This is a genomic window from Polaromonas sp. UC242_47 (assembly GCF_044452385.1).
In the GTDB taxonomy this organism is placed as follows: domain Bacteria; phylum Pseudomonadota; class Gammaproteobacteria; order Burkholderiales; family Burkholderiaceae_C; genus Polaromonas.
This window is the reverse complement of sequence record NZ_JBIOAO010000001.1, coordinates 100,365-124,800: the sequence shown is the minus strand read 5'-3', so window position 1 is coordinate 124,800 and position 24,436 is coordinate 100,365. Positions and strand designations below refer to the sequence as shown.

Below are 24,436 nucleotides of genomic sequence, written 5' to 3'. Positions count from 1 at the left end.
ATGAATTAAGGGCTGAACCCGATTTGAGGCGCAACCGGGGCCTAACCCGGACTTCAGGCTGCGGCTTTGGAGGCTTTTTCAGCCTTCTCGGCCTTTTCGGGCTTCTCGGCCTTTTCAGGTTTGCCGCCCACCGCGTCCTGGATCAAGGGAATGCCTAACGACTCGCGCACCTTGTTTTCGATCTCGATCGCCAGTTCAGGGTTTTCTTTCAGGAACTCGCGCGAGTTGTCGCGGCCCTGGCCGATTTTTTCACCGTTGAAGGCGTACCAGGCGCCGGCTTTTTCGACGATGTGGCCGGCCACCCCCAGATCCAGCACCTCGCCGAGGCGACTGATACCTTCGCCGTAAAGAATGTCGAACTCTGCCATCTTGAAGGGCGAAGCGACCTTGTTTTTCACCACCTTGACCCGGGTTTCGTTACCGACGACTTCTTCACCCTTCTTGATCGAGCCGATGCGGCGGATGTCCAGGCGCACCGAGGCGTAAAACTTCAGCGCATTGCCGCCTGTGGTGGTTTCCGGGCTGCCGAACATCACGCCGATCTTCATGCGGATCTGGTTGATGAAAATCACCATGCAATTGGCTTTTTTGATGTGGGCGGTCAGCTTGCGCAACGCCTGGCTCATGAGACGTGCTTGCAGGCCGGGCAGGGAGTCGCCCATTTCGCCTTCGAGTTCAGCCTTGGGGGTGAGTGCCGCGACCGAGTCGACCACGATCAGGTCCACCGCGCCGGAACGGGTCAGGGAATCAACAATTTCCAGGGCTTGTTCGCCGGTGTCGGGCTGGCTGATCAGCAAGTCCTGCAGGTTCACGCCCAGTTTTTGCGCGTACTGGATGTCCAGCGCGTGTTCGGCATCGACAAAAGCGCAGGTGCCGCCCAGTTTTTGCATCTCGGCAATCACCTGCAGGGTCAGCGTGGTTTTGCCGGACGATTCCGGACCGTAGATTTCAACCACACGGCCGCGCGGCAGGCCGCCCACGCCCAGCGCAATGTCCAGACCCAGCGAGCCGGTGGAGACGACCTGGATGTCCTCGATCACCTCGCCGGCGCCCAGCTTCATGATGGTGCCTTTGCCGAACTGCTTTTCGATCTGGGCCAGGGCCGCTTGCAGGGCTTTGGCTTTTTCGGTGTTCAGGGCGGGGTTGGCTTTGTTCGGCAGGTCCATGGAAATCTCCTTGAAAATCAATCGGGTAAAAACTGGGGCATCACCGTCAGCCTCTGCTTTTAATCACAGCGCTGGATGCATGACCAGTACTTTATGGGCGTCGTATAAATAAGTAAACCCTGTTTTTAGTCAGTTTGCCTGATCAATTGGGCTATCATTTTGGCCATGGATACCAGCCCCGCCCCCAGCCCTGCCGACCAGGAAAACTGGCGCCTCACCCACCTGGGCCGCCTGCTGGGCCACGCCTTACGCCGCTTCGACGAACGGGTACTGGTGTTGATGGCGCGCAATGTGGATGTGCCGCTGGCGCTGTCCAATCTGGCGGCGCGGGCACAGGTGGGCGCGGCGCACATCCACATCACGCGGCACCTGGCGGTCGGTGGCTCCCGCCTGACCGAGCTGGCGCACAGTGCCGGCATGAGCAAACAGGCCATGGGCGACCTGGTGGACCAGTGTGAAGCCTGGGGCTTGGTCACCCGTGAGGCCGACCCGCGCGACGCCAGGGCGCGGCGTGTGTGTTTCACACCCACCGGTCTGGACTGGCTGCAGGCTTTTCGGGATGCCGTGGCCCAGGCCGAAGCCGAGTTCCGCGAGGAAGTGGGTGACAACGTGGCCACGGTGGTGGCGATTGGGCTGGAGGCTTACGCCGGCGGCGCATAAACCCGGCTGGTCCTTCAGCCCAGCACGGCCGGGCCAGCCAGCAGGGGCAGTGCGGCAGAGGGCGGCACAGCCACCGTCAGCAGCCACTCGCGAAAACAGCTGAGTGTCGGGATCTGGCGCCTGGCTTCGGGGTAACAAAACCAGTAACCCATGTCGCTCTGGTAACCGCCGCCCGCCAGCGGCTCGCGCACCATGCCGGCGGTGATTTCGTCCTGTACCAGGCAACGCGGCACCAACGCCAGGCCCATGCCGGCCATGACGGCGCGGATCATGGTCTGGAACTGGTCAAACTGCGGGCCGGCCAGCGAATTCAACTCCGTCACGCCATGGGTCTCGCTCCAGCGCACCCAGGCCTCGGGCACCGTGACGTGGCGCAGCAAGGTGTAGCGCGACACGTCCTGCGGCGAGGTTATCGGCCAGTCGGCGACGCGGGTGCGCGGCGCAATCAGCGCCACATCGTTGCCCGTGAGGTAATGCGCCCGGGCGCCCGGCCAATGCCCTTCGCCAAACAAAATGGAGCAGTCGAGTTCGGGCCGCTCGAAGTCGTAGCTGTGCACATAAGGCACAAAGTGCAGGGTGATTTGCGGGTGCAGTTGCTGGAACTGGGGCAGGCGGGGAATCAGCCACTTGGCGCCAAAAGTCGGCAGGCTGGACAGGTGCAGCGCACCCCCGCCGTCGTCACTGGTGATCAGCTCCAGCGTGGCGGCTTCCAGTTGCGCCAGCACGGCACGCACGGCTTTTTCGTAATGTTCGCCGGCCGGTGTGGGCGCAAGGCGTTTGCGGCTGCGCTCAAACAGTGGCACACCGACCCAGGATTCCAGTTCTTTGACCTGTTTGCTGACCGCGCTTTGGGTCAGGTGCAAGGCCTCGGCCGCGCGCGAGACCCCGCCAAAACGGGTCACGGTGGAAAACGCCCGCAGCAAATGCAAGGGAGGGGTGAGCCGGCGCAAAGACATGGTGAAATGCATCATAACATTCCATATTGGAATGATGTTAGGCACATGAATTGCTTTTTATTAATCGTCAGTTCGATTAATCTTGTCCTCATTCATTGGAGAACTCCCTCATGCAACGTCGTCATCTGCTCGCTTCCCTGGCCGCCGCATCTTTCATTCCTGGAATGTCTTTCGCCCAAGAAGGCAAACCTCTGCGCGTGATCGTTCCCTTCCCACCCGGCGGCGCCACCGACATGAGCGTGCGCGGCTTGCAGGAAGCGCTGTCGCGCATCCTGAAGCAGCCCGTGGTGCTGGAAAACCGCGGCGGTGCCGGCGGCTCCATCGGCATGGCTGAAGTCGCCCGTGCCGCACCCGATGGCCTGACGGTCGGCGTGGCCACACTGTCCACCCATGGCGTGAACCCCGCGGTTTACAGCAAGCTGCCTTACGACCCGATCAAGGACTTTGTTGGCGTCACGGAACTCGTGAAAGCCCCGGGCGTGATCGTGATCAACCCCAAGATCCTGCCGGTGAAAGATTTCGCCGAACTGGTGAAATACCTCAAGGCCAACCCCGGCAAGGTGTCTTACGCCACCCCCGGCAACGGCACGATTGGCCACATGTGGGGCGAGCTGTTCAAGAGCAGCACCGGCACCTCCATGGTGCACATTGCCTACCGCGGTGCCGGCCCGGCCATCAACGACGTGTTGGGCGGTCAGGTGCCTGTGTATTTCGACCAGGTCGCCTCGTCGCTGCCGCATATCGCCTCGGGCAAACTGAAGGCCCTGGCCGTGTCCTGGCCGACCCGCCTGGACGTGTTGCCCGAGGTGCCTACCTACGCCCAGCTCGGTTACCCCGCCAACAACGACCCGTCCTGGTTCGGCCTGGTGGCCCCCGCCGGCACACCAGCCGCTGCCGTGGATCGTATCCAGCAAGCCGTGGCCCAAGCCCTGCAAGACCCGGCCGTGCGCCAGCGCATGACCGCGCAAGGCCTGTACCCGTCGGGCACCACGTCCAAGGACTTCTCTGCGCAAATCGTGAAAGAAATCAAGAAAATGAAGGGCGTGGCCGCCTACGCCAAGGTCAGCCTGGACTAAGCACTGCTCAGCCCACCCGCCCGGCCCTGCTGTGCCGCGCTGACCGTGTTGTCACGGTCAGCGCTAGCATGGCTGACCAGGCCTGCTGCGCCGGGCTGCCTCGACGGCTTTCCACCCGGCGCGCTTTCACGGATTTCCCCCATGCACGCAGCACTGAAACTCATCAACCAACGTTTCCAGCACGCCCAGCCGGGCGCGTCGGGATCGACCCCCACCACGGCCGCGCCGGCCATGGTCAGCCAGCAGGCCGGCAACACGCCGCTGGTGCTGGACTCGCCGCACAGCGGCACCGTCTATCCGGCCGATTTCGGCTCGGTCTGCGACCTGCCGACACTGCGCCGGGCCGAAGACACCCACGTCGAAAAAATTTACGGCTTTGCCCCGGCCCTGGGCGTGGCCTGGGTGGAAGCGCATTTCCCGCGTATTTACCTGGACGCCAACCGCAACACCACCGAACTCGACACCTCGCTGCTGGACGGCGCCTGGACCGAGCCGCTGGCGACCGACCCCGAGGTCTTGTCCAAGGTGCGCCTGGGCAAAGGCCTGATCTGGAAGTTCACCGACGAAGGGGAGCCCATCTACAACCGGCTGCTCACCGTGGACGAGGTGCGTGCGCGTATCGAGCGTTGCTGGAAGCCCTACCACGCCGCCGTGCAGCAAGCAATTGAAGCCGCGCATACGCGCCACGGCTACAGCATTCACATCAACTGCCACTCCATGCCGGCCGTGGCGGCCAGCCACGCCACCAACTTCCCCGGCCTGGTGCATGCCGACTTTGTGATCGGTGACCGCGATGGCAGCACCGCCGACCCGGCCCTGTCGCACATGATTTGTGCGCACCTGCGTGCCTGCGGTTACAGCGTGGAATACAACTACCCCTACAAAGGTGTGGAACTGGTGCGCCGTTACAGCGACCCGGCGCAACATCGCCACAGCATCCAGATCGAGATCAACCGCAAGCTCTACATGGACGAGCAAAGCCTGGCGCTCGACCCGGCCGGCATGGCACGCCTGCAAACCGACCTGCAAGCCCTGGTCGTCAAGCTGCTGGCCACGGACCCGCGCTAAAGCCGTCAACCTGCAGCGGCAACAGGCCGCGTCTCACTGAAGTCAGGGGCGCCGTAAAATGCGGCGATAGACGGTCTTCTAAGATCGCCCCTACAACAGGAGACAGCCATGCGTATTCTGATTGCCGAAGACGACCAGGTTCTGGCCGATGGCCTGTTACGCACCTTGCGTGCTTCCGGCGCGGCGGCCGACCACGTGGCCAGCGGCAGCGAAGCCGATGCGGCCTTGCTGACCAACACCGAGTTTGATTTATTGATCCTGGACCTGGGCCTGCCGCGCATGCACGGGCTGGAGGTGCTGAAACGCCTGCGCGCCCGCGGCTCGGCCATGCCGGTGTTGATCCTGACCGCCGCCGACAGCGTGGAGGAACGGGTCAAAGGCCTGGACTACGGCGCCGACGACTACATGGCCAAGCCGTTTTCGCTGCAGGAACTGGAAGCCCGGGTGCGCGCACTGACGCGGCGCGGCATGGGCGGCGCCAGCAGCACCATCAAACACGGCCCGCTGATTTACGACCAGGCCGGGCGTGTGGCCACCATAGACGGCCAGATGCTGGAGCTGTCCGCGCGCGAGTTAGGCCTGCTGGAAGTGTTGCTGCAACGCGCCGGCCGCCTGGTCAGCAAGGACCAGCTGGTCGAGCGCCTCTGCGAATGGGGCGAAGAGGTCAGCAACAACGCGATCGAGGTGTATATCCACCGGCTGCGCAAGAAGATTGAAAAAGGCCCGATACGCATCGCCACGGTGCGCGGCCTGGGCTACTGCCTAGAAAAAATCCCCGGCTAGAAATGGAGCCCCCACGTTCGCTCACTGCGTGTAGCTCTCTGCCCCCCGGGGGGGCCGCTGCGCCTGCGGCCCGGCAAAGCCGGTTCCGCGGCCCCGGCTGGCGTAAAGAGCACGTCCGCCACGCTTGCTGATCTGTGGCACTCCGACTCTTTCAGCGTGAACGCCGGAGTTTGTTTGGCGAGATTCTCGACTGGATGCTCACGCCGCTGTTGCTGCTGTGGCCCATCAGCCTGGCGCTGACCTGGCTGGTGGCGCAAAACATTGCCGGCAAACCTTTTGACCGCGCGCTGGAATACAACGTGCAGGCCCTGGCCAAACTGATCGTGGTCAAAAACAAGCAGGTGCAGTTCAACCTGACGGCGCCGGCGCGCGAAATCCTGCGCGCCGATGACACCGACCTGGTGTATTACCAGGTGATGGGCACACGCGGCGAATTCCTCAGCGGCGAACAAGACCTGCCGCCACCACCCGACGAAGAAAGCGCTTTTGACGGCGAGGTGCGCCTGCGCGAAGACAAGGTGCAGGGCGAAGATGTGCGTGTGGCCTACACCTGGATCAAGGTCGATGTGCCGGGCGCCCGGCCCATGCTGGTGCAGGTCGCCGAAACACTCGGCAAACGCAAAACCCTGGCCACCGAAATCGTCAAGGGGGTGATGGTGCCGCAGTTTGTCACCTTGCCGCTGGCCGTGTTGCTGGTCTGGCTGGCGCTGGTGCGCGGCATCAAACCACTGGACCAGCTGGAAAAACGCATACGTGCGCGCAAGCCCGACGACATGAGCCCGCTGGACGAAACCGTGGTGCCGGAAGAAGTGGCGCCGCTGGTCTCCTCGATCAACGATTTGTTGAGCCGGCTCAAGGTTTCGCTGACCACGCAAAAACGGTTTTTGGCCGATGCCGCGCACCAGCTCAAAACCCCGCTGGCCGGTTTGCGCATGCAGGCCGACCTGGCGCAGCGCGAGACCGATGCCGACGAGCTGAAAAAATCGCTGAAACACATAGGCCGCGCCAGCATACGGGCGACCCACACCGTGAACCAGTTGCTGGCCCTGGCGCGTGCCGAAACCACAGGCCGCAGCCTGGCCAAACACCAACTGGACCTGGTGCACATCCTCTCCGAAGCGATCCAGGACTCGGTGCCACGCGCATTGGAAAAACACATAGACCTGGGTTACGAGGGCCCAGCCGTTGGCGAACGCGCCAGCCTGCTGGAGGCCAACCCGACCCTGCTCAAGGAGCTGGTGCGCAACCTGCTCGACAACGCGCTGAACTACACGCCCGAAGGTGGCCATGTCACGGTGCGGCTGCTGACCGACCGTTTCAGCGGCGTGATTGTGCTGCTGGTCGAAGACTCGGGGCCGGGCATTCCGGAGTCCGAACGCGAGCTGGTGTTCCAGCCTTTTTACCGCGCCCTCGGCACCAACGTCGACGGCTCCGGCCTGGGCCTGGCGATTGTGCTGGAAATTGCCAAACAACACGGCGCCACCATCAGCATCGACGACGCCAGTGTGGCCGGTCACCCGCAGTCGCCGGGCACCCGGGTGACCGTGCGTTTTATCGGCATGGACAGGCCGGCGGAATGAGCACATTCATGTATCAAACAGGGCTCCAGCCCTGATACACCAGGCGCAAGCAGCTATCAAAAACAAAGCAAGGCAGGTAAATACCGAAAAATGCGGCTTTGTCCTATAGCCCGGCCCGACCGCGCTGGAGGACACTGGACTTGCGCAACTTTTTGAGGATGCCTTATGCCCGCAGCCCGACGCCTGAAGATTGGCCTGTCCGCCTGCTTCTCCCACCCCGACCACGCCCGCTCCCTGTTCACCGGCAAGACCTTGCAATATGTCGAGCAGTCGATTGCCCACTGGTTGATGTCCTCCGGCGCCATGGTGGTCATGGTGCCTTGCCCGACCGGCGCCACCCAGCGCGGCGACGTGACCTTTGACCACTATGCGCAGTGGCTGGACGGCCTGGTGTTACATGGCGGCGCCGATGTCTGGCCCGGCAGTTATGGCGAAATACCGCTGGAAGAACGCTGGAGCGGCGACCGCCTGCGCGACGAATACGACAAGGCGCTGGTCACGGCGTTTGAAGGCCTGGGCAAACCGGTGTTTGGGGTCTGCCGCGGCCTGCAATTGCTCAACGTGGCTTTTGGCGGCACCTTGTACCAGGACGTGGAGACCCAGGTGCCGGAATCTTTCCGCCACCGCGATGCGGCGTCTTACGACTTGAATTACCACAGTGTGGACATTGTCCAGGGCTCTGGCCTGTCCCTGTTGTACCCGGGTGTGGAGCGCGTGCGCGTCAACAGCATCCACCACCAGGCGATCAAGGACCTGGCGCCCGAGTTCCAGGCCGAGGCCTTCAGCATCAGCGACGGTCTGGTCGAGGCGATACGCCGGCGCGACCCGGCCAAAAGTTATATCGCCGCCGTGCAGTGGCACCCCGAGTTTCACCAGCCCGGTTCGGACACGATAGACGACCGCGCCTTGCTCGACGATTTTCTGGACGCCGTGGCGGCGGCGAAGCAAAAACACGCCGCGCCGGCATAAAACCCGCCGAGTCTTAAGAGAAACAGGCCTCCAGCTCAGAAGGGGCGGGCGCAAGCAGCTATTCATTCAATAGCAACTGGCGACCCGTTTATTCCACACCCAAGCGGTCGTAAATCCGCGTCACATAAGCGCCGAAGGCCGGCGTGGTTTTGAGGTGCAACTTGCGCGGCCCGGGCAAATCGATGGGGAAAAAGTCGGCCATACGCGCCGGCCCGGCGGTCATCACCGCGCAGTGTGAACCGAGAAACACCGCCTCCTGGATGCTGTGGGTCACGACCACAAAGGTCTTGCGGCTTTGCGCCCAGATACGCAACATTTCCAGGTTCATCTTCTCGCGGGTCAGCGCGTCCAGCGCTCCAAAAGGTTCGTCCATCAAGACCAGTTTGGGGTCGTGGATCAAGGCCCGCGCAATCGAGGCGCGTTGCTGCATGCCGCCCGACAACTCGTAGGGAAACTTGTTGGCAAAGCCGTTCAGGCCCACCATGTCGAGCAGGCCGTGGGCGCGCTCCACCGCCGCCTTGCGCGGCAGGCCCAGGATGTCGGCGGGCAAGAGCACGTTCTCCAGGATGTTGCGCCACTTCAGCAGCAGCGGCTGCTGAAACACCATGCCCACATCACGCCCTGGCTCGAAAGCCGCGCCGCTGGCGCCGCCAATCTGCAGGTCGCCGCCGTCATGGCCATGCAGGCCCGAAAGTATTTTCAGCAAGGTCGACTTGCCGCAGCCCGAAGGTCCGACCAGCGACACCATGTCGCCTGCGTGGATGTCCATGGTGACGTCGGAGATCGCCAGAAACTCCTGCGTGCCCTTGCGGTACACCTTGCGCAGATTGCGCATGCTGATCAGGGGCTCGCCCTGGCGCGGCATGGCCAGACTCATGACAACCACCGCTGCAGGTTTTCGCGCACAAAAGCATCGTCGCTGAGGTCACCATGCGCCTGGTAGATGCGGTCGATTTCTTCGGACTGGCCGGCACCCAGGCCTTCGGCCGGGTCCAGGCACCAGATGCCTTCGAGCAAGCCCTGGCGCCGCAGCACCTCGTGGCAGCCGGCGATACAGCCGTGGAAGTTGTTGCGCACATCAAAGAAAGCCGCATTGCAGTCGGTCACGCGGGAGTCGAGTGCCAGCAATTCCGGGCTCAAGGCGCCGCCGTGGGCCGCGAGTTCGGCCTTGATCTGCGCCAGTTGTTTGGCCGCGCTGGCAGTCCAGACCGACCAGTGGCCCAGCAAGCCGCCGCGAAAACGCACGCTCACGGCCTGGCCCTCACGCATGGCGGTGAAGGGCAAGGCCAGGTCCAGCACGATATGGTCGTCGTTGCCGGTGTACAAAAACACCCGATCCTCGGCCCGCGCATCGACCAGGCCGCGCACCACATCGATGCTGCGGTAACGGTTGAAAGGCGCGACCTTGATCGCCAGCACATTGGGGATCAAGGCAAAACGGCGCCAGAAGTCGCTGGACAAAATCGGCCCGCCCACCACCGTCTGCAGGTAAAAACCGATCAGCGGGATTTCTTGCGCCACGGCTTCGCAGTGAGCAATCAGTTCGTCTTCAGAACAATGCGCCAGCGCCGCCAGGCTCAAGAGGCCGGCGTGGTAACCCAGGCCGACGGCGATTTGTGCCTCGGCACGTGCCTGGGCCGTGCTGCCGCACAAGCCGGCGATCATGACCATGGGCCGGCTGGACCAGGCCAGGCGGTCTTCCATGGCCGCGCGCAGCACGGGTTCGTACAGGCCACGTTCACGGATGCTGAACTGCGTGGTGTGGACACCGACGGCCAGGCCGCCGGCGCCGGCATCCACGTAATAACGCGTCAGCGCGCGCTGGCGCTGGCGGTCAAACTGGCGCTGGGCATTCAGGGCCAGCGGGTGGGCCGGGATCACCGTGCCTTGCGCCAGCAGCGCCAGCACGTCTTCGGGCAGGTCGGATCGATTCAAGGGCATGGGGACTCCTGTGTCTGTGGGGGTGCTGCCGCTTATCCGAATTCCGGACCCGCGATGGCATGAATGAAATGGTTTTGTCCGCGCAAGGGCTGCTCGCCGAGCACCATGCGTATGAATCCCCGCTGCGGCGTGAAACCAGCGACACGCAAGGCCTGGCCCAGTTGCACGCGCTCATCGGGCACATCAATAAACACCCGGCCCGCCAGACCTGACACGGCGCGGCCCAACAGTTCGGCGGCGCTGGGCTGGTCCAGCGCCAGCAAGGGGCCGATCTGGTGAGCGAGACGCCCGCGGCGCACGATGGCAAAACCCTGGGTGCCGCGCACGCAGGTCGTGTCGGGCCGCGCCAGAAAATCAGCCAGCAAGGCGTGACGCGGCGCACCCAAAGCCTGCGCATCCAGCGCCGCCAGGGCTTGCGCGTCATGCGACACGGCGCTGCGCCCGGCCGGCACAACTTCTGGCACCGCCTCGCGCTGCCAGCGTGTGAGCCGGTCCACCGGGGCAAAACCAAACTGGCGGTACAGGCGTTCACCGTCCGGCGTGGCATCCAAGTAAGCCGTGCGCCCGGCGGCTTGCAGCAGGCCCAGGCAATGCGTAAACACCGCGCGGCCCAGACCCTGACCGCGCAGATCGGGCGCGACCAGAATCATGCTGATCCAGGCCACCTTGGCGCCGTGGGGCAAGACCGCGCCGCTGGCGATGATGCGTCCTTGCGCATCACGCACGACACAAATTGTGCCTTCGCGCGCGAAAGCTGCCCAGTCCTGCGGCGTCTGGTTCCAGCCGCTTTGCAACACCAGCGCATCGAGCTCGGCCTGCACGGCGGGTGTCAGCGCGTCCAGGCTTTTGACGGCAAACGCGGTCTCAGTACTTGCCATCACGTGACTCGAACTTGGTCGGTTTGCCGTAGAGGCGTTGCTCGCGGGAAATCCAGTCCGCGACCCAGCCGATCTGGCGCGACAGCGACACACGCGGGTAACCAAACAGGCGTTCGGCTTCGCCGGTGTTCATGAGCCAGGCGGTGTCGGCTTCTTCGCCGACGATGTTGGCCGGCTTGCCGAAGCAGCGCCCAAACTCCTCGGCCAGCCAGCGGATGGAGGTGGTCTCGGGCCCGCTAACGTTGAGCGGCGAAGTTGGCACCGTGGCCACCGCCAGGCAACGCAGCGCCTGGGCATTGGCATCGCCTTGCCAGATGACGTTGACATGGCCCATGGTCACATCCACCGGCTCGCCGCGCCAGACCTTGGTGGCCACATCGGCCAACACGCCGTAACGCAGGTCGATCGCGTAGCTGAGGCGAAACAGCCGGCCCGGCGTGCCATGCACCTGCGAGAAGTATTCGAACATACGCTCCCGGCCGACACAGGAGTTCGCGTATTCGCCGGGGGGGCTGAGCGCCGAGTCTTCGGCCGCGCCCTGGCTGTTCACCGGGGCAAAGGGGTAGACACAGGCCGTGGAAAACGCCACGATGCGCGAGGCCTTGAAAGTCTCGGCCACCAGGGCCGGCACATGGGTGTTCATGGCCCAGGTCAGCGGGTGGTTGCCGTCGGCGCCGAACTTGCGCCCGGCCATGAAGATCACGTTGGCGCAGGGCGGCAAGGCCGCCATGGCGTTGCGGTCCAGCAGGTCGCAGCTGATGGTTTCTATGCCGTGTTGCTCCAGCATCTCGCGCACGCCGGCCTCGCTGAAACGCGCCACGGCGATCACACGCCGGCCCGGCATGGCGTTGCGCGCCAGGCGCGCCAGGGTGGGCCCCATTTTTCCGCCCACGCCGAGAATCATCAGGTCGCCGTCCAGGCCGGCCAGGTCGCGGATCAGGTCGCGCGAAGGCGTGGCCAGGTAGTTTTCAAGGGCTTGTTCGTCGGCAAAACTGTCGGGAAAAGGCAGCTCGTCGAGCACGGCGGGGGAGGCGGCAGGTAGGTGGGTCATTGGATTCTTGCGTCTTGGGTGATAAAAAGCCGCTCCAGCAACAGGACCAGCAGGTAAAGCAACACGCCCAGGCCGGTGATCAGCAACACGGCCATGAACACCGCCGGCGTGTCCAGCGAAGCCTGGACCTGGATCATCAAATAACCCAGGCCTTTGTCGGAGGCGATGAACTCGCCGACCACAGCGCCGGCCACGGCCAGAATGGTGCCGACCTTCATACCGGAAAACACATACGGCAGCGAGCCCGGCAACTGGATATAGCGAAACAGCTGCCAGCGCGAACCCTTGAGAGCGTGCACCAGGTCCAGCAGTTCAGGTTCGGTTTCGTTCAGGCCGCGAATGGTGGTGAGCAGAATCGGAAAAAAGCACAGGCTGAAGGTGATGAGGATGTTGGGGCCTATGCCGTAGCTGAACCAGACAATGACCAGCGGGCCCAGCGCGACCTTGGGAATCATGTTCAGGGTGACCAGCAGCGGGAACACCAGCAGCATCAGGCGGCGGCTGGTGACAAACAGCAGCGCGCACAAAATGCCAAACACCAGGCCCAGCGTGTAACCGCCAAACACCTCGATGGCCGTGACGGCGGTGTTGCCGAGCCAGCTCAGGTTGGGGTTGGCCAGGGTTGCCAGCACCTGCGATGGCGCCGGGAGAATAAAGGCCGGGATCGCAAAAATCCGCACCACGGCTTCCCATAACGCGACACAGGCCAGGTGAATGCCAACAATCGCCAGCCAGCGCCGCCACGGCGGCCCGCTGGTCGCCAGGGACGGGGCGGTCGTGATCACCGCACCGTTGAGGGGAGCCGTCATGTGAAGTCCTTCGCGCAAGCAGTCATCGTCAAATCATAAATTTGACGTCAGCCCTTGTCAACCAACCAGTTGAATTAATTAAGGACCGGCTCGCCGACCTAACACTCGATCACATTGACGGCCAGGCCGCCGCGTGAGGTTTCCTTGTATTTGGTCTTCATGTCGGCGCCGGTTTCGCGCATGGTCTTGATGACCTGGTCCAGTGAGACCGAGTGGCTGCCGTCGCCCCGCAGCGCCATGCGTGCGGCGTTGATGGCCTTGGTCGCCCCCATGGCGTTGCGCTCTATACACGGCACTTGCACCAGGCCGCCCACCGGGTCGCAGGTCAGGCCTAGGTTGTGCTCCATGCCAATCTCGGCCGCGTTTTCCACTTGCGCCGGCGTGCCGCCCATGACCTCGGCCAACGCACCGGCGGCCATGGAGCAAGCCACACCGACCTCGCCCTGACAACCGACTTCGGCCCCCGAGAGCGAGGCATTTTCCTTGTAGAGAATGGCGATGGCGGCGGCCGTCAGCAGGAAACGCTCCACCCCTTCGGCATTCGCGCCGTGGATAAACCGCGTGTAGTAATGCAGGACGGCCGGGATGATGCCGGCCGCGCCATTGGTAGGCGCGGTCACCACACGCCCGCCGCTGGCGTTTTCTTCGTTGACGGCCAGCGCATACAGGCTGACCCAGTCCAGCACCACCAGCGGATCGGTCAGCCCGGCCTGCGGCTGGCTGTTGAGCTGGCGCAACAAATCGGGCGCGCGGCGCTTGAGCCGCATGGGGCCGGGCAACACACCCTCATGAGCGCAGCCATTGCGTACACATTCCTGCATCACCGCCCAGATGCGGGCGAGGCCGGCCGAGGTCTGGTCGGCTGGCCGCAAGGCATTTTCATTGGCACGCATCAGCGCACTGATGGAAACATTCTGGGCGCGGCACAAGGCCAGCAACTGGTCGCCGGTGGTGAAGGGATGCGGCAGAGGCAGGCTGACGTTGACCAGGGCCTGTGCCTTGTCGTCGACGACAAAACCGCCGCCCACCGAGTAATAGTCCTGGCTGCGCAACTGAGTTCCATCGGCTGCCACCGCCACAAAGCGCATGCCGTTGGGATGAAACGGCAGGGTCTTGCGGTAATACAGCAGGTGTTCGGCCTCGACAAAATGCACCGGCTGTGTGCCCAGCAAGGCCAGGCTTTGCTGGCTGCGTATCTGCGCCAGCCGGGTGTCTATCGTCGCCATGTCGACCTGGTCCGGCTCTTCGCCGAGCAGCCCCAGGATCACGGCCTTGCCGCTGCCATGGCCCTTGCCGGTGGCACCCAGCGAGCCATACAACTCGGCCCGCACGCCGGTAGTCTGCGCCAGCAAGCCGTCCTGTGCCAGGCCACGTACAAAACGCGCGGCGGCACGCATGGGGCCCACGGTGTGGGAGCTGGACGGGCCAATGCCGATCTTGAAAATATCCAGGACGCTCAGGGTCATCGGTGAAATAACTCCGGGGTGAGCCGCGTCCTGGGGTCAGGGCCGCAAGGCGTTCAGGGCAAACTCGATCACGTGGCGGCGGCGCTGTACCAGCGCCCCGCGCGAACCCAGCGGTTTGCCAAAAATGGCCGACAAGGTGTGGTTGTTCGAGAAGAAAAAATACGAGATGCCGGCAATCGAGATGTAGAGATTGATCGCATCAAAATCCTTGCGAAAAACACCCTGGGCCACACCGCGCTCCAGCGTCGCTTCCAGCATCTCGATAAAAGGCGAATGCATTTTCTGCAAGCGCTCGGACGCCAGGATGTGGCTGCCCTGGTTGCGGTTTTCATCGGTCAGCAGCGCAATAAATTCGGGATGTTCGGCCAGGTAATCAAAGGAAAACCCCACCAGCTGGGCCATGGCGTCCAGGGGCTCCAGCGCACCCAGCGAAAGCTTTTGTTCCTTCTCGCGGATCTCGGCATACACAGCCTCCAGCGCCACCAGGTACAGCCCCTGCTTGCTGTCGAAGTAGTGATACACCAGTTGTTTGTTGACACCGGCCGACACGGCGATCTCGTCCACGCGGGCGCCGGCAAAACCCTTGCGCGAGAACTCGGCCACCGCAGCCGCAATCAGGGCCGCCCTGGCCGACGAAGCATCACGCTTGGTAGCCGCTGGAGCGCCTGGAGTTTTCAAGGAAGTGGCCATATTGCATTTCAACCAAACAGTTGGTAATATAAATTGTAAACCGCTCAACCACAAACCATCCATTCTGGAGTTGAACCCATGCGCAGATTGTTTATTTCCGCCACCACCCTATTGTTGGCGACAAGTGCCCCCTTGGCCATGGCGGCAGACCCCATGAGCCTGGTGCTGAACTGGACACCTACTGCGGATCATTCGCCGCTTTATTACGCCAAGTCCAAGGGCTGGTACAACGACGCCGGGATTGACCTCAAGATCGAGGCCGGCAAAGGCTCCGGTGTGGCGGCGCAACGTGTGGGGGCGGGCGCTTCCAACGTCGGTATCGCCGACCTGCCCACGGCCATGCAGGCCAAGGGCAAAGGTGCGGACCTCAAGGCCGTGATGGTGGTGTATGCCAACTCTCCACAAGGGTTTTACTGGCTCAAGTCCTCAGGCATCTCCGGCCCCAAAGACTTTGCCGGCCGCAAGATCGGCAACCCCCCGGGTGACGCCTCGCGCATGATGTGGCCAGCCTTCGCCAAGAAAACCGGGCTGGCGCCGGATGCCGTGACTTTTGTCAACATCAGCCCGCCGGCCAAGGTGGCGGCCCTGAAAAGCAAGTCCGTCGACATCATCAGCGACTTCTACAACGAACACGACCTGAAGGCGCAAGAATTCGGCGCCGACCTGGGCTTTGTGGCCTGGCGTTCGATGGGCGTGAATGTGTACGGCAACTCTATTGTTGCCAATGGCGCCTACCTGGCGGCCAACCCCGAACGCATGAAAAAATTCGTCGCCGTGACCCAGCGCGCCTATGCCGCCTGCGTCCAGGACTTCGAACCCTGCCTGAAAGCCCTGACGACAGAAGTCAGCGGCTTGAACCCAGACAACCAGCGCAACCAGTGGTCACGCATCAAGCAGTTGATGCGCGACGACACCACCACCAAGGTCGCCCTGGGCAGCTTTGACGGCGCACGTGTGAAGGCCGACTACGACCTGGTGCAAAGCCTGATCGGCATCGACAAACCCTTCGACCCGGCCACGCTGTTCACCAACGATTTTCTGGACAAAAACCTGCGCATGACGGCCAACTGATGTCGCTCTGACATCTTCCCGCTGCCGACCCGGCCACTTTAGGCCGGTGGTCCAGGCAGCGGGGCCAGGCACTTGACCTCCGCTCAAGTGCCTGGCCCGACATCCCCGCCCGTTCAAGCATCGGCAAAAAACTCCGAAGAACCCACCGCTCTTTGGTGGCCTTGGTTCGCGCGAATCCTTAACTGCCCCGCCGTCGGCACTCACCAGAAAGTCCGTTGGCATTGCCCGTGACGTACGGACCTGCGGGATCCTTGCAGGCGAACCAGTGCTCTTTGTAGGGGCCTTTTACATCCATCATCGGTCCAGCAACACTGCTGCGATCATGCGGACGGACAAACTCGAGACCAACATCATTTCTGGCGCAATCGCTACTTCGCACACCCCGACCGGTAAAACAGAAATTAACCGCGACCTTGTATCCACATGAGTTCACGAGAAACATGAATGTCTTGTTGCTGGTGGTGTCGAAGCGCACACAGGCATTGCTACTTGGCTCGGAAATCCATTGCTGCGACTTGGATTGAGGAGCAGTGGTCCCGGCAGACGGTTTTGCAAGGTTAGAGGTGATGCTTGTCGCGCCAGTACCGCCGCCGGCGGATGTTGTCATGCCCGTACCGCCTTGCGGCGCAGTTGCTGCGGCTTGCCAGGGAGGCGCGGTTTTGCCACCGCTGATGGCCGTGGCCGGAAGCCTCGCCGCGCCCGTCGTCCTGTTCGGTGCTGCGGCCGCGATCCCGCCCGCGACGCTTGCAAGTGTGTTCAAGAGATTGGTGCTCGATCTAGCGTCTGCCGCAGCTTGCGCCGCATACTGCGTGCGCCGGGCGTTGTCTGCCGCCAGCCGCCTGGCCGTTGCATCTGCGAGACCGTTGACGATGGCAACCCGATTCGAATCCCCAAGGCCGAGGCGAACCAGCTCCGCTGCATAGGCGCGTTGATAGACCACAACTTGCTCATGGACAGAGGTGAGGCTTCCGTTGGAAAACTGGCAATACTTCAAATCGCACTTCGCCGTTGTTGCAGCGGCGGCCCGGTCGCTCGCTGCCTGCAGCAGGTCGCGAAGGCGTTCAAGCTGCGGAAGGAATACCTTCTGCTCTTCCGGCATCACGGCAAAAGGGTAAGTGAGCGAGGAAATGTCTCTGGGGGACCATGTTCCGCGGTCAAGGCCAATGGCATAAATTCGCGTCCAAAGCGCAGCATGGCCCGTGTCCTTGGCCAGGGCGAGCAATGATCCCGAGATGGACACAAAGGCATGCGGGCGACTGTCCATATAAGACACGACCATGTTTGCGACTTCGATGGCGTCCTTCGGACGGGCTTTGGCCAGGTCCGTCGCAGCCTGTTGCGTATAGTCGATGACCTTCGCCGGATCGGTCGAGCAAGACGGAACTGTCGCGCGAAGACCGGCGACAGCCTTGTCGACATAGTCGCTTTGAAGCTTGTCGTCATTTTTCGCGCTAAGGATGGTGGTTCTGTAGTGGTAGACGGCCTCGGCGCAATCCGTATCGCGCGCCGCACGCTCCAGGTAAGAGGCCGTAGAAGGAGCACCACAACCAGCCATGAGGCTGACAAGGAGTCCAAGCGTCAGGCAAGGCAAGATGCGCTTGAGGCATGGAAAGAAAAAAGGCTTGTTCATCAACTTATCTTTTGATCATTAAGTTTTTCACCCGCACCCACCGTTGGTTTATTACAACTCCATGCGTGCGAAGCCAACGAAAACGCACAAATGGTCGCCGAAGGCATAACAAACAGCCATCCCGCAATTGCGGTATTTTTTCGCTCAAAGGAAGAGGCGCGGGGAAGTCAGGTGTCCGTCAACCACCGGCGTCGGGATCAAACGCACCAGATCAACCGGCCCTGGCGACCAATTCAATGCGATCGACCGCCCCACGGATGTGACATCACATCCCTTTGCTGCTTTTTTGCACCGGCAAAAGCCCAGCGGCGCAGACGCGCTTTTTGATGCGACTGTGATGGTTTCTGGATGGCGTGACGCCAGAGGTGGTTTTCCCCAAGGGCAAACTCAAAGCACATTTGCACCCGAGTTAAATGCGCAAGCAGCTCCAGTGGGCAGAGGCACTTCCGTCGCGAACGTGAACATCCCGCCCCAATCACATGGCGTCCCTGTTGGCCAGCCTACGCTGCTGGGGCCGCCTCTGGCAACGGCTTGTCCTGCATGTCCTTGCGGCACAGCTCCGCAGCGAAGCAGAGACAGCTAGACCAACGCTGCCTTGCGCAGGCGAAACGAAAACGAATGGCGGCCGCGATCTGGAACACGCCAGCAATGAGTGCCCAGGCCGCAATGATGTAGAGCAGGAAAAGTGCGGTCAGACCGGGCCAGAAGAAGGTGACCAAACCGGCAGCGATGCCCAGCACGCCAATCATGACCATGGACCACAAAGGCTTGCCATGCTCCTTGATGCTAAAGCCGGCGATCAAGGCGAGCACGCCATCCACTCGGGCGAATGCCCCCCAGACCATTACCAGGGCTGAAAAGGTGATGGCTGGCAAAAACATGGCCAGCAGGCCAAACAAAACGGCGACAACACCTCGCACCGCGACCCAACCCCAATGGCGGCCGATCTGGTCCACAACGTTTTGGCTAAGCATCACGATCTCCAGGTTGTAACAGGAGTGGCCATCTTATCGCCCGCCCTCATCACACGCCATGGCAGGATGAGCATGGTTGTGGTGCATTCACACACGCCGCACCAGCCAGCGGCTTGCTGCGTCAAGCGGCTTAAAACGCCAGCGCCTGGATCAGGCGCACCAAATCAAGCTGCCTGTGGCAACCGGTCTTGCGCAGCAGGTTCTTGAGGTGCGTGCGCACGGTGTGCCAGCTACAACTTTCCGTGCTGGCGAAGTCGTGGATGGTTTTGCCAGCGGCCAGGGCCAAGGCGAGGCGGGCTTCGGTAGGGGTGAGGTCCAGCAGCTCGCCCAGCAAAGGCGCCGAGGGACAGACGGACCCCTGGGGGTCAGCTAGGACGACCATGGCGAGGTGAATTTGGCGGAAGGATGCCAGCGGATGACTGGCTTTGAGCGGCAGCACGGAGACACCCCACCATGGGCCGGCATCGCGTGACAGGCGGAAGGCGCCGGCACTGGCCGGGCTACGCTGGCGGCAAGCGGCGGTGAGCAAGTGGCGGAATTGGGTGTTGGCCTCGCTGGCAGCAAATACGAGGCGTTCATGCTCGGCGCGGCAAGGCGCAGCGACGGCGGCCATGCAGGCCTGTGCCGCACGGTTGAGATGCTGGATGCGGCCGGTCTCATCCACAATGAAAATGCCCTGGGACAACTTGTCGAGCGCACCCAAGCCCAGAGCGGCCTGTTGCTCCAGTTGACCCATGCGTGCGCGCAGTCCGCTGGCGCGGTGCAGGTGCGGCAGCAAGTGCGCGAAAACGGCCTTGTCGTGGACATTGAAAAGACGCTGCCCGGGCGAGCGAAAGAACGCCAGAAACTCTCTTTGCGCATCATCCGTCCGGAGCTTGACGGAGAGCGTGTCGCGAATGCCCTGTGGCATCAGCCAATCCGCAAAAATGGGCCAGCTGGAGACGGCTTGGGCATCAAAGTGATCGCTGTCGACCATGAGCTCGCCCACTGGCAGCGCAAAAACCCGCGCCGCCCGCGGATCATCCTGGGCATAGTGCACCTCGTATTCCTGCACCTTGCCCGCCGGAAATTCGGCCAGCGAGACGCTGTCGAGCACCGCGAAATTCTGCGCATGTAGCGCGAAATAATGAAACCCGATGCCGCCCAGCATTTGGTTGATGGCATCCAGGCCATCATACCAGTCACCTGGATTCAGAACCCCGTCATAGAGCAAGGAAACAATGGGCTCAATACCCGCAAGCCGTTCCATGGCAACTCCTCCGACCCTCGGAATTCAGGGGAATTTTATCGTCCTCACCCCTGAAAACTTTAAGCAAAAAGGCCTCAAGCCCTTACTTTACAAGCGCAACCAGCTATAAAAACAATAGCGATCGCAGATCCACCACCGTCAGCTCAGGTGTTTGCCCACAATCCCCGCCAGTTCAAACATCGTCACCTGCGGCTTGCCGAACACCGGCAGCAGCTTGGCATCGGCATTGATGGCGCGCTTGTTGGCCGCGTCCTGCAGGCCTTCGGCCTTGATGTAATCCCAGAGTTTTTTAATGACCTGGGTACGCGCCACCGGCTCGTTGCCTATCACCGCGGCGAGGGCATCGCTGGGTTTGAGGCCTGAGCCTGGTTTGGCGACACGTGCGACTTTGGGTTTGGTGGTTTTGGCGGCGGGCACCTTTTTGGCGGCTACTTTTTTGGCGGCGGGCGCTTTCGCCGCCTTCACCGCGACGGTTTTGCCAAAGGGCGTTTTCACCGTACCGGTCTTCGCGGCCGCCGGTTTGCGCGGCGGGAACTTCGACGGGGCAAACTCAAAGTTGACCTTGCCGGCCTCGGCGTCCCAAGCCAGCATGGCCTTGAAGGGCCGGCGTGTGCGCATGGAGACAAACTTGTCGAGCAGGTCGGTCTTGCCTGTCGTCAGCAACTTGACCATTTGTTCATGCTCCACCGGCTGCTGCAGAATCATCTGGCCAGTCTTGAAGTCGCAGCTCGGGGTCGGCTGGGCCAGGGTGGGCACTGACTTTTCGCAGACATAGTTCTTGCCGTGTTCAAACACCGAGGCGCCGCATTTGGGGCAGGGACCCAGCGACTCCTGAGCGCCGAAGTCCACAATCTCGCCGGTTTCGGCATTTTTGTCGTCGCCGAAGTCGAACTCCAGCTTGTAGTTCTTGGTTTCTTCGTCGAACTTGATGACCATCTCGGCCGTGAAAGGCCAACCCGCCTTGGAACGAAAGCCGTCCAGCGGGCCAATGCGTTTGTCGCGCAGAAACTGCTCGACCTCGGCCACTTCAAAGGTCCGGCCGGCCGGGGTTTTGCCGAAGGAAAAACCGCAGCCGTCGTCGCCGCTTTTGCCGGTGCAGGTGTAGCGCCTGTAGTTTTCCTTGATGACGCCGCCGCAATTGGGGCAGGGCGCCTGCAGGGTGGCGTAGTCGCCCGGAATCGTGTCCTTGTCGTAACCCTTGGCCTTGTTGACCAGGTTTTCCGTCATGGCGGCAATCTCGGCCATGAAGGTCTCGCGGCTGAGCTTGCCGAGTTCCATCTGCGCCAGCTTGTATTCCCACTCGCCGGTCAGGTCGGCGCGCGACAATTCTTCGACGCCCAGGCCGCGCAGCAAGGTCATGAGCTGGAAGGCCTTGGCCGTCGGGATCAGTTCGCGGCCTTCGCGCAAGATGTATTTCTCGGCGATCAAGCCTTCAATCGTCGCGGCGCGGGTGGCCGGCGTGCCCAGGCCTTTTTCCTGCATGGCTTCACGCAGCTCGTCGTCGTCAATCGTTTTGCCGGCGCCTTCCATGGCGCCCAGTAAGGTCGCTTCCGAATAACGGGCGGGTGGCCGGGTTTTCAGGCCCTTGGCATCCACTGTTTCGGCCAGGACCATCTCGCCGGGTTTGACCGGCACCAGGGTCTTGCTGTCTTTTTCGTCGGTGTTTTCGTCTTCGGCTTCCTTGCCGTAAATCGCCAGCCAACCCGGCTTGACCAGCACCTTGCCTTCGGTCTTGAAGCTGTGACCGACCGCCACGGAAATACGCGTGGTCACCAGGTATTCGGCGCTCGGGAAAAACACAGCCATGAAACGGCGCACCACTAGGTCGTAGAGTTTTTGTTCGGCATCGCTCAGGCCGCTGGGCGCCTGCAAGGTGGGGATGATTGCAAAGTGATCACTCACCTTGGCGTTGTCGAACACGCGTTTGGTCGGCTTGATGTAATTGCCCTTGAGCGCCGTCGCCGCATGCGGCGCCAGGTGTTTCATGCCGCTGTCGGCCAGCATTTCAAAGGTCTGCTTGACCACCGGCAAATAATCTTCGGGCAAGGCGCGCGAATCGGTACGCGGGTAGGTCAAGGCCTTGTGGCGCTCATACAGGCTTTGCGCAATCGACAGCGTGGTTTTGGCCGAAAAGCCGAACTTGCCGTTGGCCTCGCGTTGCAAGGAGGTCAGGTCAAACAGCAGGCCCGAGGCCTGCGTGGTGGGTTTGCTTTCTTCGGTGACGCTGGCGGTTTTGCCGCGCACGGCCTCGGCAATCGCGCGGGCTTCTTTTTCAGACCAGACCCGGTCGGCCTTCAATTCGGCATCGGGCTCGGCATTCTCGGCATTGGCCGCGGCCTTTTTCCACTTCGGGTCGAACCACTTGGCGGGGTAGTCGCCGGCTTCGGCGCTAAAGCTTGCGTGTACTTCCCAGTAGTCACGGCTGACAAACTTGCGGATTTTTTCCTCCCGCTCGACCACCACCGACAGGGTCGGGGTCTGCACCCGGCCCACGGTGGTCAGGAAAAAACCGCCGTCGCGGGAGTTGAAGGCGGTCATGGCACGGGTGCCGTTGATACCTACCAGCCAGTCGGCCTCGGAGCGGCAACGCGCGGCGTCGGCCAGCGGCAACATTTGTTCGTCGCTGCGCAAAGAGGCAAAACCTTCGCGGATCGCGGCCGGCGTCATGGACTGCAGCCAGAGCCGCTTGACCGGGTGTTTGCTTTTGGCGTATTGCTGGATCAGCCGGAAAATCAACTCCCCCTCGCGGCCCGCGTCACAGGCGTTGACCAGGGCGCCCACGTCCTTGCGTTTGGCCAGCTTGACGATGGCGTTGAGCCGCGTCTTGGTCTTGTCCATGGGTTTCAGGTCGAAATAGGGCGGGATCACCGGCAGGTTGGCAAAACTCCATTTGCCGCGTTTGACGTCAAACTCTTCGGGCGCCTGGATCTCGACCAGGTGGCCGACCGCCGAGGTGACGATCCAGTCCTCGCTCTCGAAATACTCGTCGTGTTTTTCGAACTTGCCCGCCGTCGGCGTGATGGCGCGCACGATGTCCTGCGCCACCGAGGGCTTTTCTGCAATCACCAGAGTTTTCATAAGAACTTCTTCAAACCTTGTACATCTTCGGGGAACATTTCCCCGGCTTCGGCAAATACGACTTTTCCGCTGCGGCCATCGGCCGCCAGCTTCAGCACCACGACCACCGGCAAGCCGGCCGGTTTCGGCAGAATCCTGGCAACCTCGGGGCTTACCAGGCCTGCGGGAAAGCTGTAGCCCTTGGCCTTCATATAGTTAACGGCGGCAGCGGGCTGTTTATCAATCGACAAGGCCAGCACCTCCAGCCCCTGGGCCTGCTGGGCCCGCCACAAGGCCTCGATATGCGGCGACTGCACCGCACAAAAAGGGCACCAGCTGGCCCACCAGTACACCACAAGCGTCTTGCCACCCACCGCGGCGGGGGTCCAGGGCCGCCCGTCCAGCAGGGTCAGGGCAGGCAGCTTGAGCGTGCTGCCCAGCGGCGGCAAGGGGCTTTCCGAGTCTCGGGCCCAGGCACGCGCGGCCAAGCCGAGCGTGGCCAGCGCGGCAAGGGACTGAATCAGGTTTCTTCGAGTAAACATCTAGGGGCTTTCCGGGCGCATCACTACAATACGGCTTCGCGCGTACGCACGCGCGCACCCGCAGGTGTGCGCACATGCATGAATTAACCATACCAAAAAAAACCGCCGTGTCAAAAACTCTGGTCTTAGCCCCCTCTTCCAGCCCGGCCGCCGGCCCTGTTTCAGCCGCGGGCCGCCGCATCCAGACCCGCGTGTCGGGCGTGCATGGCAAGGGCGTGTTTGCCGTGCAGGACCTCGCCGAAGGCGAAACCCTGATTGAATACATCGGCGAAGTGGTCACCTGGAAAGAAGCGCTGCGTCGCCATCCGCACGACCCGAAAGACCCGAACCACACGTTTTACTTCCACATCGACGAAAAACACGTGATCGATGCCAAGTACGGCGGCAACTCCTCGCGCTGGATCAACCACAGCTGCCACCCCAACTGCGAAGCCGACGAAGAAGGCAGCCGTGTCTTCATCAAGGCACTGCGCAACATCCAGGCCGGCGAAGAGCTGTTTTACGACTACGGCCTGATCATCGACGCGCCCTATACCAAGAAACTCAAGGCCGAGTACCCCTGCTGGTGTGGCGCCCCGGATTGCCGCGGCACCTTGCTGGCGCCCAAAGACGACAAACCGGCCAAGGCCAAAAAGTCAGCCAAAAAGGCCGCCAAGGCGGATAAGGCTGACAAGGCCGTGAAGGTGAAAAAGGTCGACAAGGCTGACAAGGCCAAGACGGCCAAAAACCCGAAAAAAGACAAAAAAGCCGAGAAAGCGGCGAAAAGCAAAAAGGCCTGAGGCAGCGCCTTAACGTCCGCCGTCACACCCCACAGGCTGTT

General features: G+C 62.2%; 22 protein-coding genes. 8 read left to right on the top strand and 14 right to left on the bottom strand.

Features of this window, described 5'->3' with window-relative positions; genetic code table 11:
- Positions 1-53: 53 nt before the first annotated feature.
- Positions 54-1,166, bottom strand: a complete 1,113-nt coding sequence (recA, locus tag ACHMXK_RS00670) for a recombinase RecA (protein ID WP_397436768.1) — start codon at positions 1,164-1,166, stop codon at positions 54-56.
- 165 nt (positions 1,167-1,331) lie between these two features.
- On the opposite strand from recA, the gene ACHMXK_RS00665 reads away from it, so the two are divergent.
- Positions 1,332-1,826 carry a MarR family winged helix-turn-helix transcriptional regulator gene (locus ACHMXK_RS00665; protein WP_397436766.1) on the top strand — a complete coding sequence of 165 codons (495 nt, stop codon included), beginning with the start codon at positions 1,332-1,334 and terminating at the stop codon, positions 1,824-1,826.
- A gap of 14 nt (positions 1,827-1,840) precedes the next feature.
- Here the strand turns inward: ACHMXK_RS00665 and ACHMXK_RS00660 are convergent, their stop codons facing one another.
- Positions 1,841-2,782: a LysR substrate-binding domain-containing protein gene (locus ACHMXK_RS00660; protein ID WP_397436764.1), complete on the bottom strand. Its 942-nt coding sequence runs from the start codon at positions 2,780-2,782 to the stop codon at positions 1,841-1,843.
- A 110-nt stretch (positions 2,783-2,892) separates the two neighbouring features.
- Here ACHMXK_RS00660 and ACHMXK_RS00655 point away from each other — a divergent pair, with 110 nt between their 5' ends.
- The 5 genes from ACHMXK_RS00655 to ACHMXK_RS00635 all read left to right on the top strand — a co-directional run bounded on the left by ACHMXK_RS00655 (position 2,893) and on the right by ACHMXK_RS00635 (position 8,258).
- On the top strand, positions 2,893-3,858 hold the full coding sequence (locus tag ACHMXK_RS00655) for a tripartite tricarboxylate transporter substrate binding protein BugE (protein WP_397436762.1): 966 nt from the start codon (positions 2,893-2,895) through the stop codon (positions 3,856-3,858).
- A 141-nt stretch (positions 3,859-3,999) separates the two neighbouring features.
- Positions 4,000-4,926, top strand: coding sequence for an N-formylglutamate amidohydrolase (locus ACHMXK_RS00650; RefSeq protein WP_397436761.1), 927 nt, complete (start codon positions 4,000-4,002; stop codon positions 4,924-4,926).
- A 108-nt stretch (positions 4,927-5,034) separates the two neighbouring features.
- Positions 5,035-5,709 (top strand): response regulator, encoded by a 675-nt coding sequence (locus ACHMXK_RS00645; RefSeq protein WP_397436759.1) that lies wholly within the window; start codon positions 5,035-5,037, stop codon positions 5,707-5,709.
- Positions 5,710-5,843: 134 nt separating this feature from the next.
- The gene (locus ACHMXK_RS00640) at positions 5,844-7,289 is read left to right on the top strand and encodes a sensor histidine kinase (RefSeq protein WP_397436758.1); all 1,446 of its coding nucleotides are present in this window, start codon (positions 5,844-5,846) and stop codon (positions 7,287-7,289) included.
- 165 nt (positions 7,290-7,454) lie between these two features.
- A complete protein-coding gene (locus ACHMXK_RS00635; protein WP_397436756.1) occupies positions 7,455-8,258 on the top strand; it encodes a gamma-glutamyl-gamma-aminobutyrate hydrolase family protein in 804 nt (267 codons plus the stop codon).
- An 88-nt stretch (positions 8,259-8,346) separates the two neighbouring features.
- On the opposite strand, the gene ACHMXK_RS00630 is transcribed toward ACHMXK_RS00635, so the two are convergent.
- The 7 genes from ACHMXK_RS00630 to ACHMXK_RS00600 all read right to left on the bottom strand — a co-directional run bounded on the left by ACHMXK_RS00630 (position 8,347) and on the right by ACHMXK_RS00600 (position 15,093).
- Positions 8,347-9,135: an ABC transporter ATP-binding protein gene (locus tag ACHMXK_RS00630; RefSeq protein WP_397436754.1), complete on the bottom strand. Its 789-nt coding sequence runs from the start codon at positions 9,133-9,135 to the stop codon at positions 8,347-8,349.
- Complete coding sequence (locus ACHMXK_RS00625; RefSeq protein ID WP_397436752.1) at positions 9,132-10,199, bottom strand: dihydrodipicolinate synthase family protein; 1,068 nt, start codon at positions 10,197-10,199, stop codon at positions 9,132-9,134. The genes ACHMXK_RS00630 and ACHMXK_RS00625 overlap by 4 nt, the downstream gene beginning before the upstream one ends.
- Before the next feature lie 32 nt (positions 10,200-10,231).
- Entirely contained in the window at positions 10,232-11,077 is an 846-nt protein-coding gene (locus tag ACHMXK_RS00620) for a GNAT family N-acetyltransferase (protein WP_397436750.1), read from the bottom strand.
- The gene (locus ACHMXK_RS00615) at positions 11,064-12,128 is read right to left on the bottom strand and encodes an NAD-dependent epimerase/dehydratase family protein (protein WP_397436748.1); all 1,065 of its coding nucleotides are present in this window, start codon (positions 12,126-12,128) and stop codon (positions 11,064-11,066) included. The genes ACHMXK_RS00620 and ACHMXK_RS00615 overlap by 14 nt, the downstream gene beginning before the upstream one ends.
- Positions 12,125-12,937 (bottom strand): ABC transporter permease, encoded by an 813-nt coding sequence (locus tag ACHMXK_RS00610; RefSeq protein ID WP_397436747.1) that lies wholly within the window; start codon positions 12,935-12,937, stop codon positions 12,125-12,127. The genes ACHMXK_RS00615 and ACHMXK_RS00610 overlap by 4 nt, the downstream gene beginning before the upstream one ends.
- Positions 12,938-13,035: 98 nt before the next feature.
- Positions 13,036-14,403: an L-serine ammonia-lyase gene (locus ACHMXK_RS00605; protein ID WP_397436745.1), complete on the bottom strand. Its 1,368-nt coding sequence runs from the start codon at positions 14,401-14,403 to the stop codon at positions 13,036-13,038.
- 36 nt (positions 14,404-14,439) lie between these two features.
- A complete protein-coding gene (locus ACHMXK_RS00600; protein WP_397436743.1) occupies positions 14,440-15,093 on the bottom strand; it encodes a TetR family transcriptional regulator in 654 nt (217 codons plus the stop codon).
- A 78-nt stretch (positions 15,094-15,171) separates the two neighbouring features.
- Here ACHMXK_RS00600 and ACHMXK_RS00595 point away from each other — a divergent pair, with 78 nt between their 5' ends.
- The gene (locus ACHMXK_RS00595; protein ID WP_397436742.1) at positions 15,172-16,164 is read left to right on the top strand and encodes an ABC transporter substrate-binding protein; all 993 of its coding nucleotides are present in this window, start codon (positions 15,172-15,174) and stop codon (positions 16,162-16,164) included.
- 178 nt (positions 16,165-16,342) lie between these two features.
- Here the strand turns inward: ACHMXK_RS00595 and ACHMXK_RS00590 are convergent, their stop codons facing one another.
- The 5 genes from ACHMXK_RS00590 to ACHMXK_RS00570 all read right to left on the bottom strand — a co-directional run bounded on the left by ACHMXK_RS00590 (position 16,343) and on the right by ACHMXK_RS00570 (position 23,616).
- A complete protein-coding gene (locus ACHMXK_RS00590) occupies positions 16,343-17,794 on the bottom strand; it encodes a hypothetical protein (RefSeq protein WP_397436740.1) in 1,452 nt (483 codons plus the stop codon).
- Between the two features lie 500 nt (positions 17,795-18,294).
- On the bottom strand, positions 18,295-18,768 hold the full coding sequence (locus tag ACHMXK_RS00585; RefSeq protein ID WP_397436739.1) for an HdeD family acid-resistance protein: 474 nt from the start codon (positions 18,766-18,768) through the stop codon (positions 18,295-18,297).
- A 130-nt stretch (positions 18,769-18,898) separates the two neighbouring features.
- On the bottom strand, positions 18,899-20,017 hold the full coding sequence (locus tag ACHMXK_RS00580; protein ID WP_397436737.1) for a helix-turn-helix transcriptional regulator: 1,119 nt from the start codon (positions 20,015-20,017) through the stop codon (positions 18,899-18,901).
- A 138-nt stretch (positions 20,018-20,155) separates the two neighbouring features.
- A complete protein-coding gene (locus tag ACHMXK_RS00575; RefSeq protein ID WP_397436735.1) occupies positions 20,156-23,095 on the bottom strand; it encodes a DNA topoisomerase III in 2,940 nt (979 codons plus the stop codon).
- Positions 23,092-23,616 (bottom strand): TlpA family protein disulfide reductase, encoded by a 525-nt coding sequence (locus ACHMXK_RS00570; protein ID WP_397436733.1) that lies wholly within the window; start codon positions 23,614-23,616, stop codon positions 23,092-23,094. Before ACHMXK_RS00570 ends, ACHMXK_RS00575 begins: the two co-directional genes overlap by 4 nt.
- A 74-nt stretch (positions 23,617-23,690) precedes the next feature.
- Between ACHMXK_RS00570 and ACHMXK_RS00565 the strand changes: the two genes are divergently transcribed.
- Positions 23,691-24,395: an SET domain-containing protein gene (locus ACHMXK_RS00565; protein WP_397436731.1), complete on the top strand. Its 705-nt coding sequence runs from the start codon at positions 23,691-23,693 to the stop codon at positions 24,393-24,395.
- Positions 24,396-24,436 lie beyond the last annotated feature (41 nt).

Bases quoted from the DNA above. Each gene is read 5' to 3' on its own strand.
- ACHMXK_RS00600 (WP_397436743.1), bottom strand. From the start codon at position 15,093: ATGGCCACTTCCTTGAAAACTCCAGGCGCTCCAGCGGCTACCAAGCGT.
- ACHMXK_RS00590 (WP_397436740.1), bottom strand. From the start codon at position 17,794: ATGAACAAGCCTTTTTTCTTTCCATGCCTCAAGCGCATCTTGCCTTGC.
- ACHMXK_RS00635 (WP_397436756.1), top strand. From the start codon at position 7,455: ATGCCCGCAGCCCGACGCCTGAAGATTGGCCTGTCCGCCTGCTTCTCC.
- ACHMXK_RS00620 (WP_397436750.1), bottom strand. From the start codon at position 11,077: ATGGCAAGTACTGAGACCGCGTTTGCCGTCAAAAGCCTGGACGCGCTG.
- ACHMXK_RS00605 (WP_397436745.1), bottom strand. From the start codon at position 14,403: ATGACCCTGAGCGTCCTGGATATTTTCAAGATCGGCATTGGCCCGTCC.
- ACHMXK_RS00565 (WP_397436731.1), top strand. From the start codon at position 23,691: ATGCATGAATTAACCATACCAAAAAAAACCGCCGTGTCAAAAACTCTG.
- ACHMXK_RS00655 (WP_397436762.1), top strand. From the start codon at position 2,893: ATGCAACGTCGTCATCTGCTCGCTTCCCTGGCCGCCGCATCTTTCATT.
- ACHMXK_RS00660 (WP_397436764.1), bottom strand. From the start codon at position 2,782: ATGTCTTTGCGCCGGCTCACCCCTCCCTTGCATTTGCTGCGGGCGTTT.
- recA (WP_397436768.1), bottom strand. From the start codon at position 1,166: ATGGACCTGCCGAACAAAGCCAACCCCGCCCTGAACACCGAAAAAGCC.
- ACHMXK_RS00615 (WP_397436748.1), bottom strand. From the start codon at position 12,128: ATGACCCACCTACCTGCCGCCTCCCCCGCCGTGCTCGACGAGCTGCCT.
- ACHMXK_RS00645 (WP_397436759.1), top strand. From the start codon at position 5,035: ATGCGTATTCTGATTGCCGAAGACGACCAGGTTCTGGCCGATGGCCTG.
- ACHMXK_RS00570 (WP_397436733.1), bottom strand. From the start codon at position 23,616: ATGTTTACTCGAAGAAACCTGATTCAGTCCCTTGCCGCGCTGGCCACG.
- ACHMXK_RS00610 (WP_397436747.1), bottom strand. From the start codon at position 12,937: ATGACGGCTCCCCTCAACGGTGCGGTGATCACGACCGCCCCGTCCCTG.
- ACHMXK_RS00595 (WP_397436742.1), top strand. From the start codon at position 15,172: ATGCGCAGATTGTTTATTTCCGCCACCACCCTATTGTTGGCGACAAGT.
- ACHMXK_RS00650 (WP_397436761.1), top strand. From the start codon at position 4,000: ATGCACGCAGCACTGAAACTCATCAACCAACGTTTCCAGCACGCCCAG.
- ACHMXK_RS00585 (WP_397436739.1), bottom strand. From the start codon at position 18,768: ATGCTTAGCCAAAACGTTGTGGACCAGATCGGCCGCCATTGGGGTTGG.
- ACHMXK_RS00575 (WP_397436735.1), bottom strand. From the start codon at position 23,095: ATGAAAACTCTGGTGATTGCAGAAAAGCCCTCGGTGGCGCAGGACATC.
- ACHMXK_RS00580 (WP_397436737.1), bottom strand. From the start codon at position 20,017: ATGGAACGGCTTGCGGGTATTGAGCCCATTGTTTCCTTGCTCTATGAC.
- ACHMXK_RS00665 (WP_397436766.1), top strand. From the start codon at position 1,332: ATGGATACCAGCCCCGCCCCCAGCCCTGCCGACCAGGAAAACTGGCGC.
- ACHMXK_RS00625 (WP_397436752.1), bottom strand. From the start codon at position 10,199: ATGCCCTTGAATCGATCCGACCTGCCCGAAGACGTGCTGGCGCTGCTG.
- ACHMXK_RS00630 (WP_397436754.1), bottom strand. From the start codon at position 9,135: ATGAGTCTGGCCATGCCGCGCCAGGGCGAGCCCCTGATCAGCATGCGC.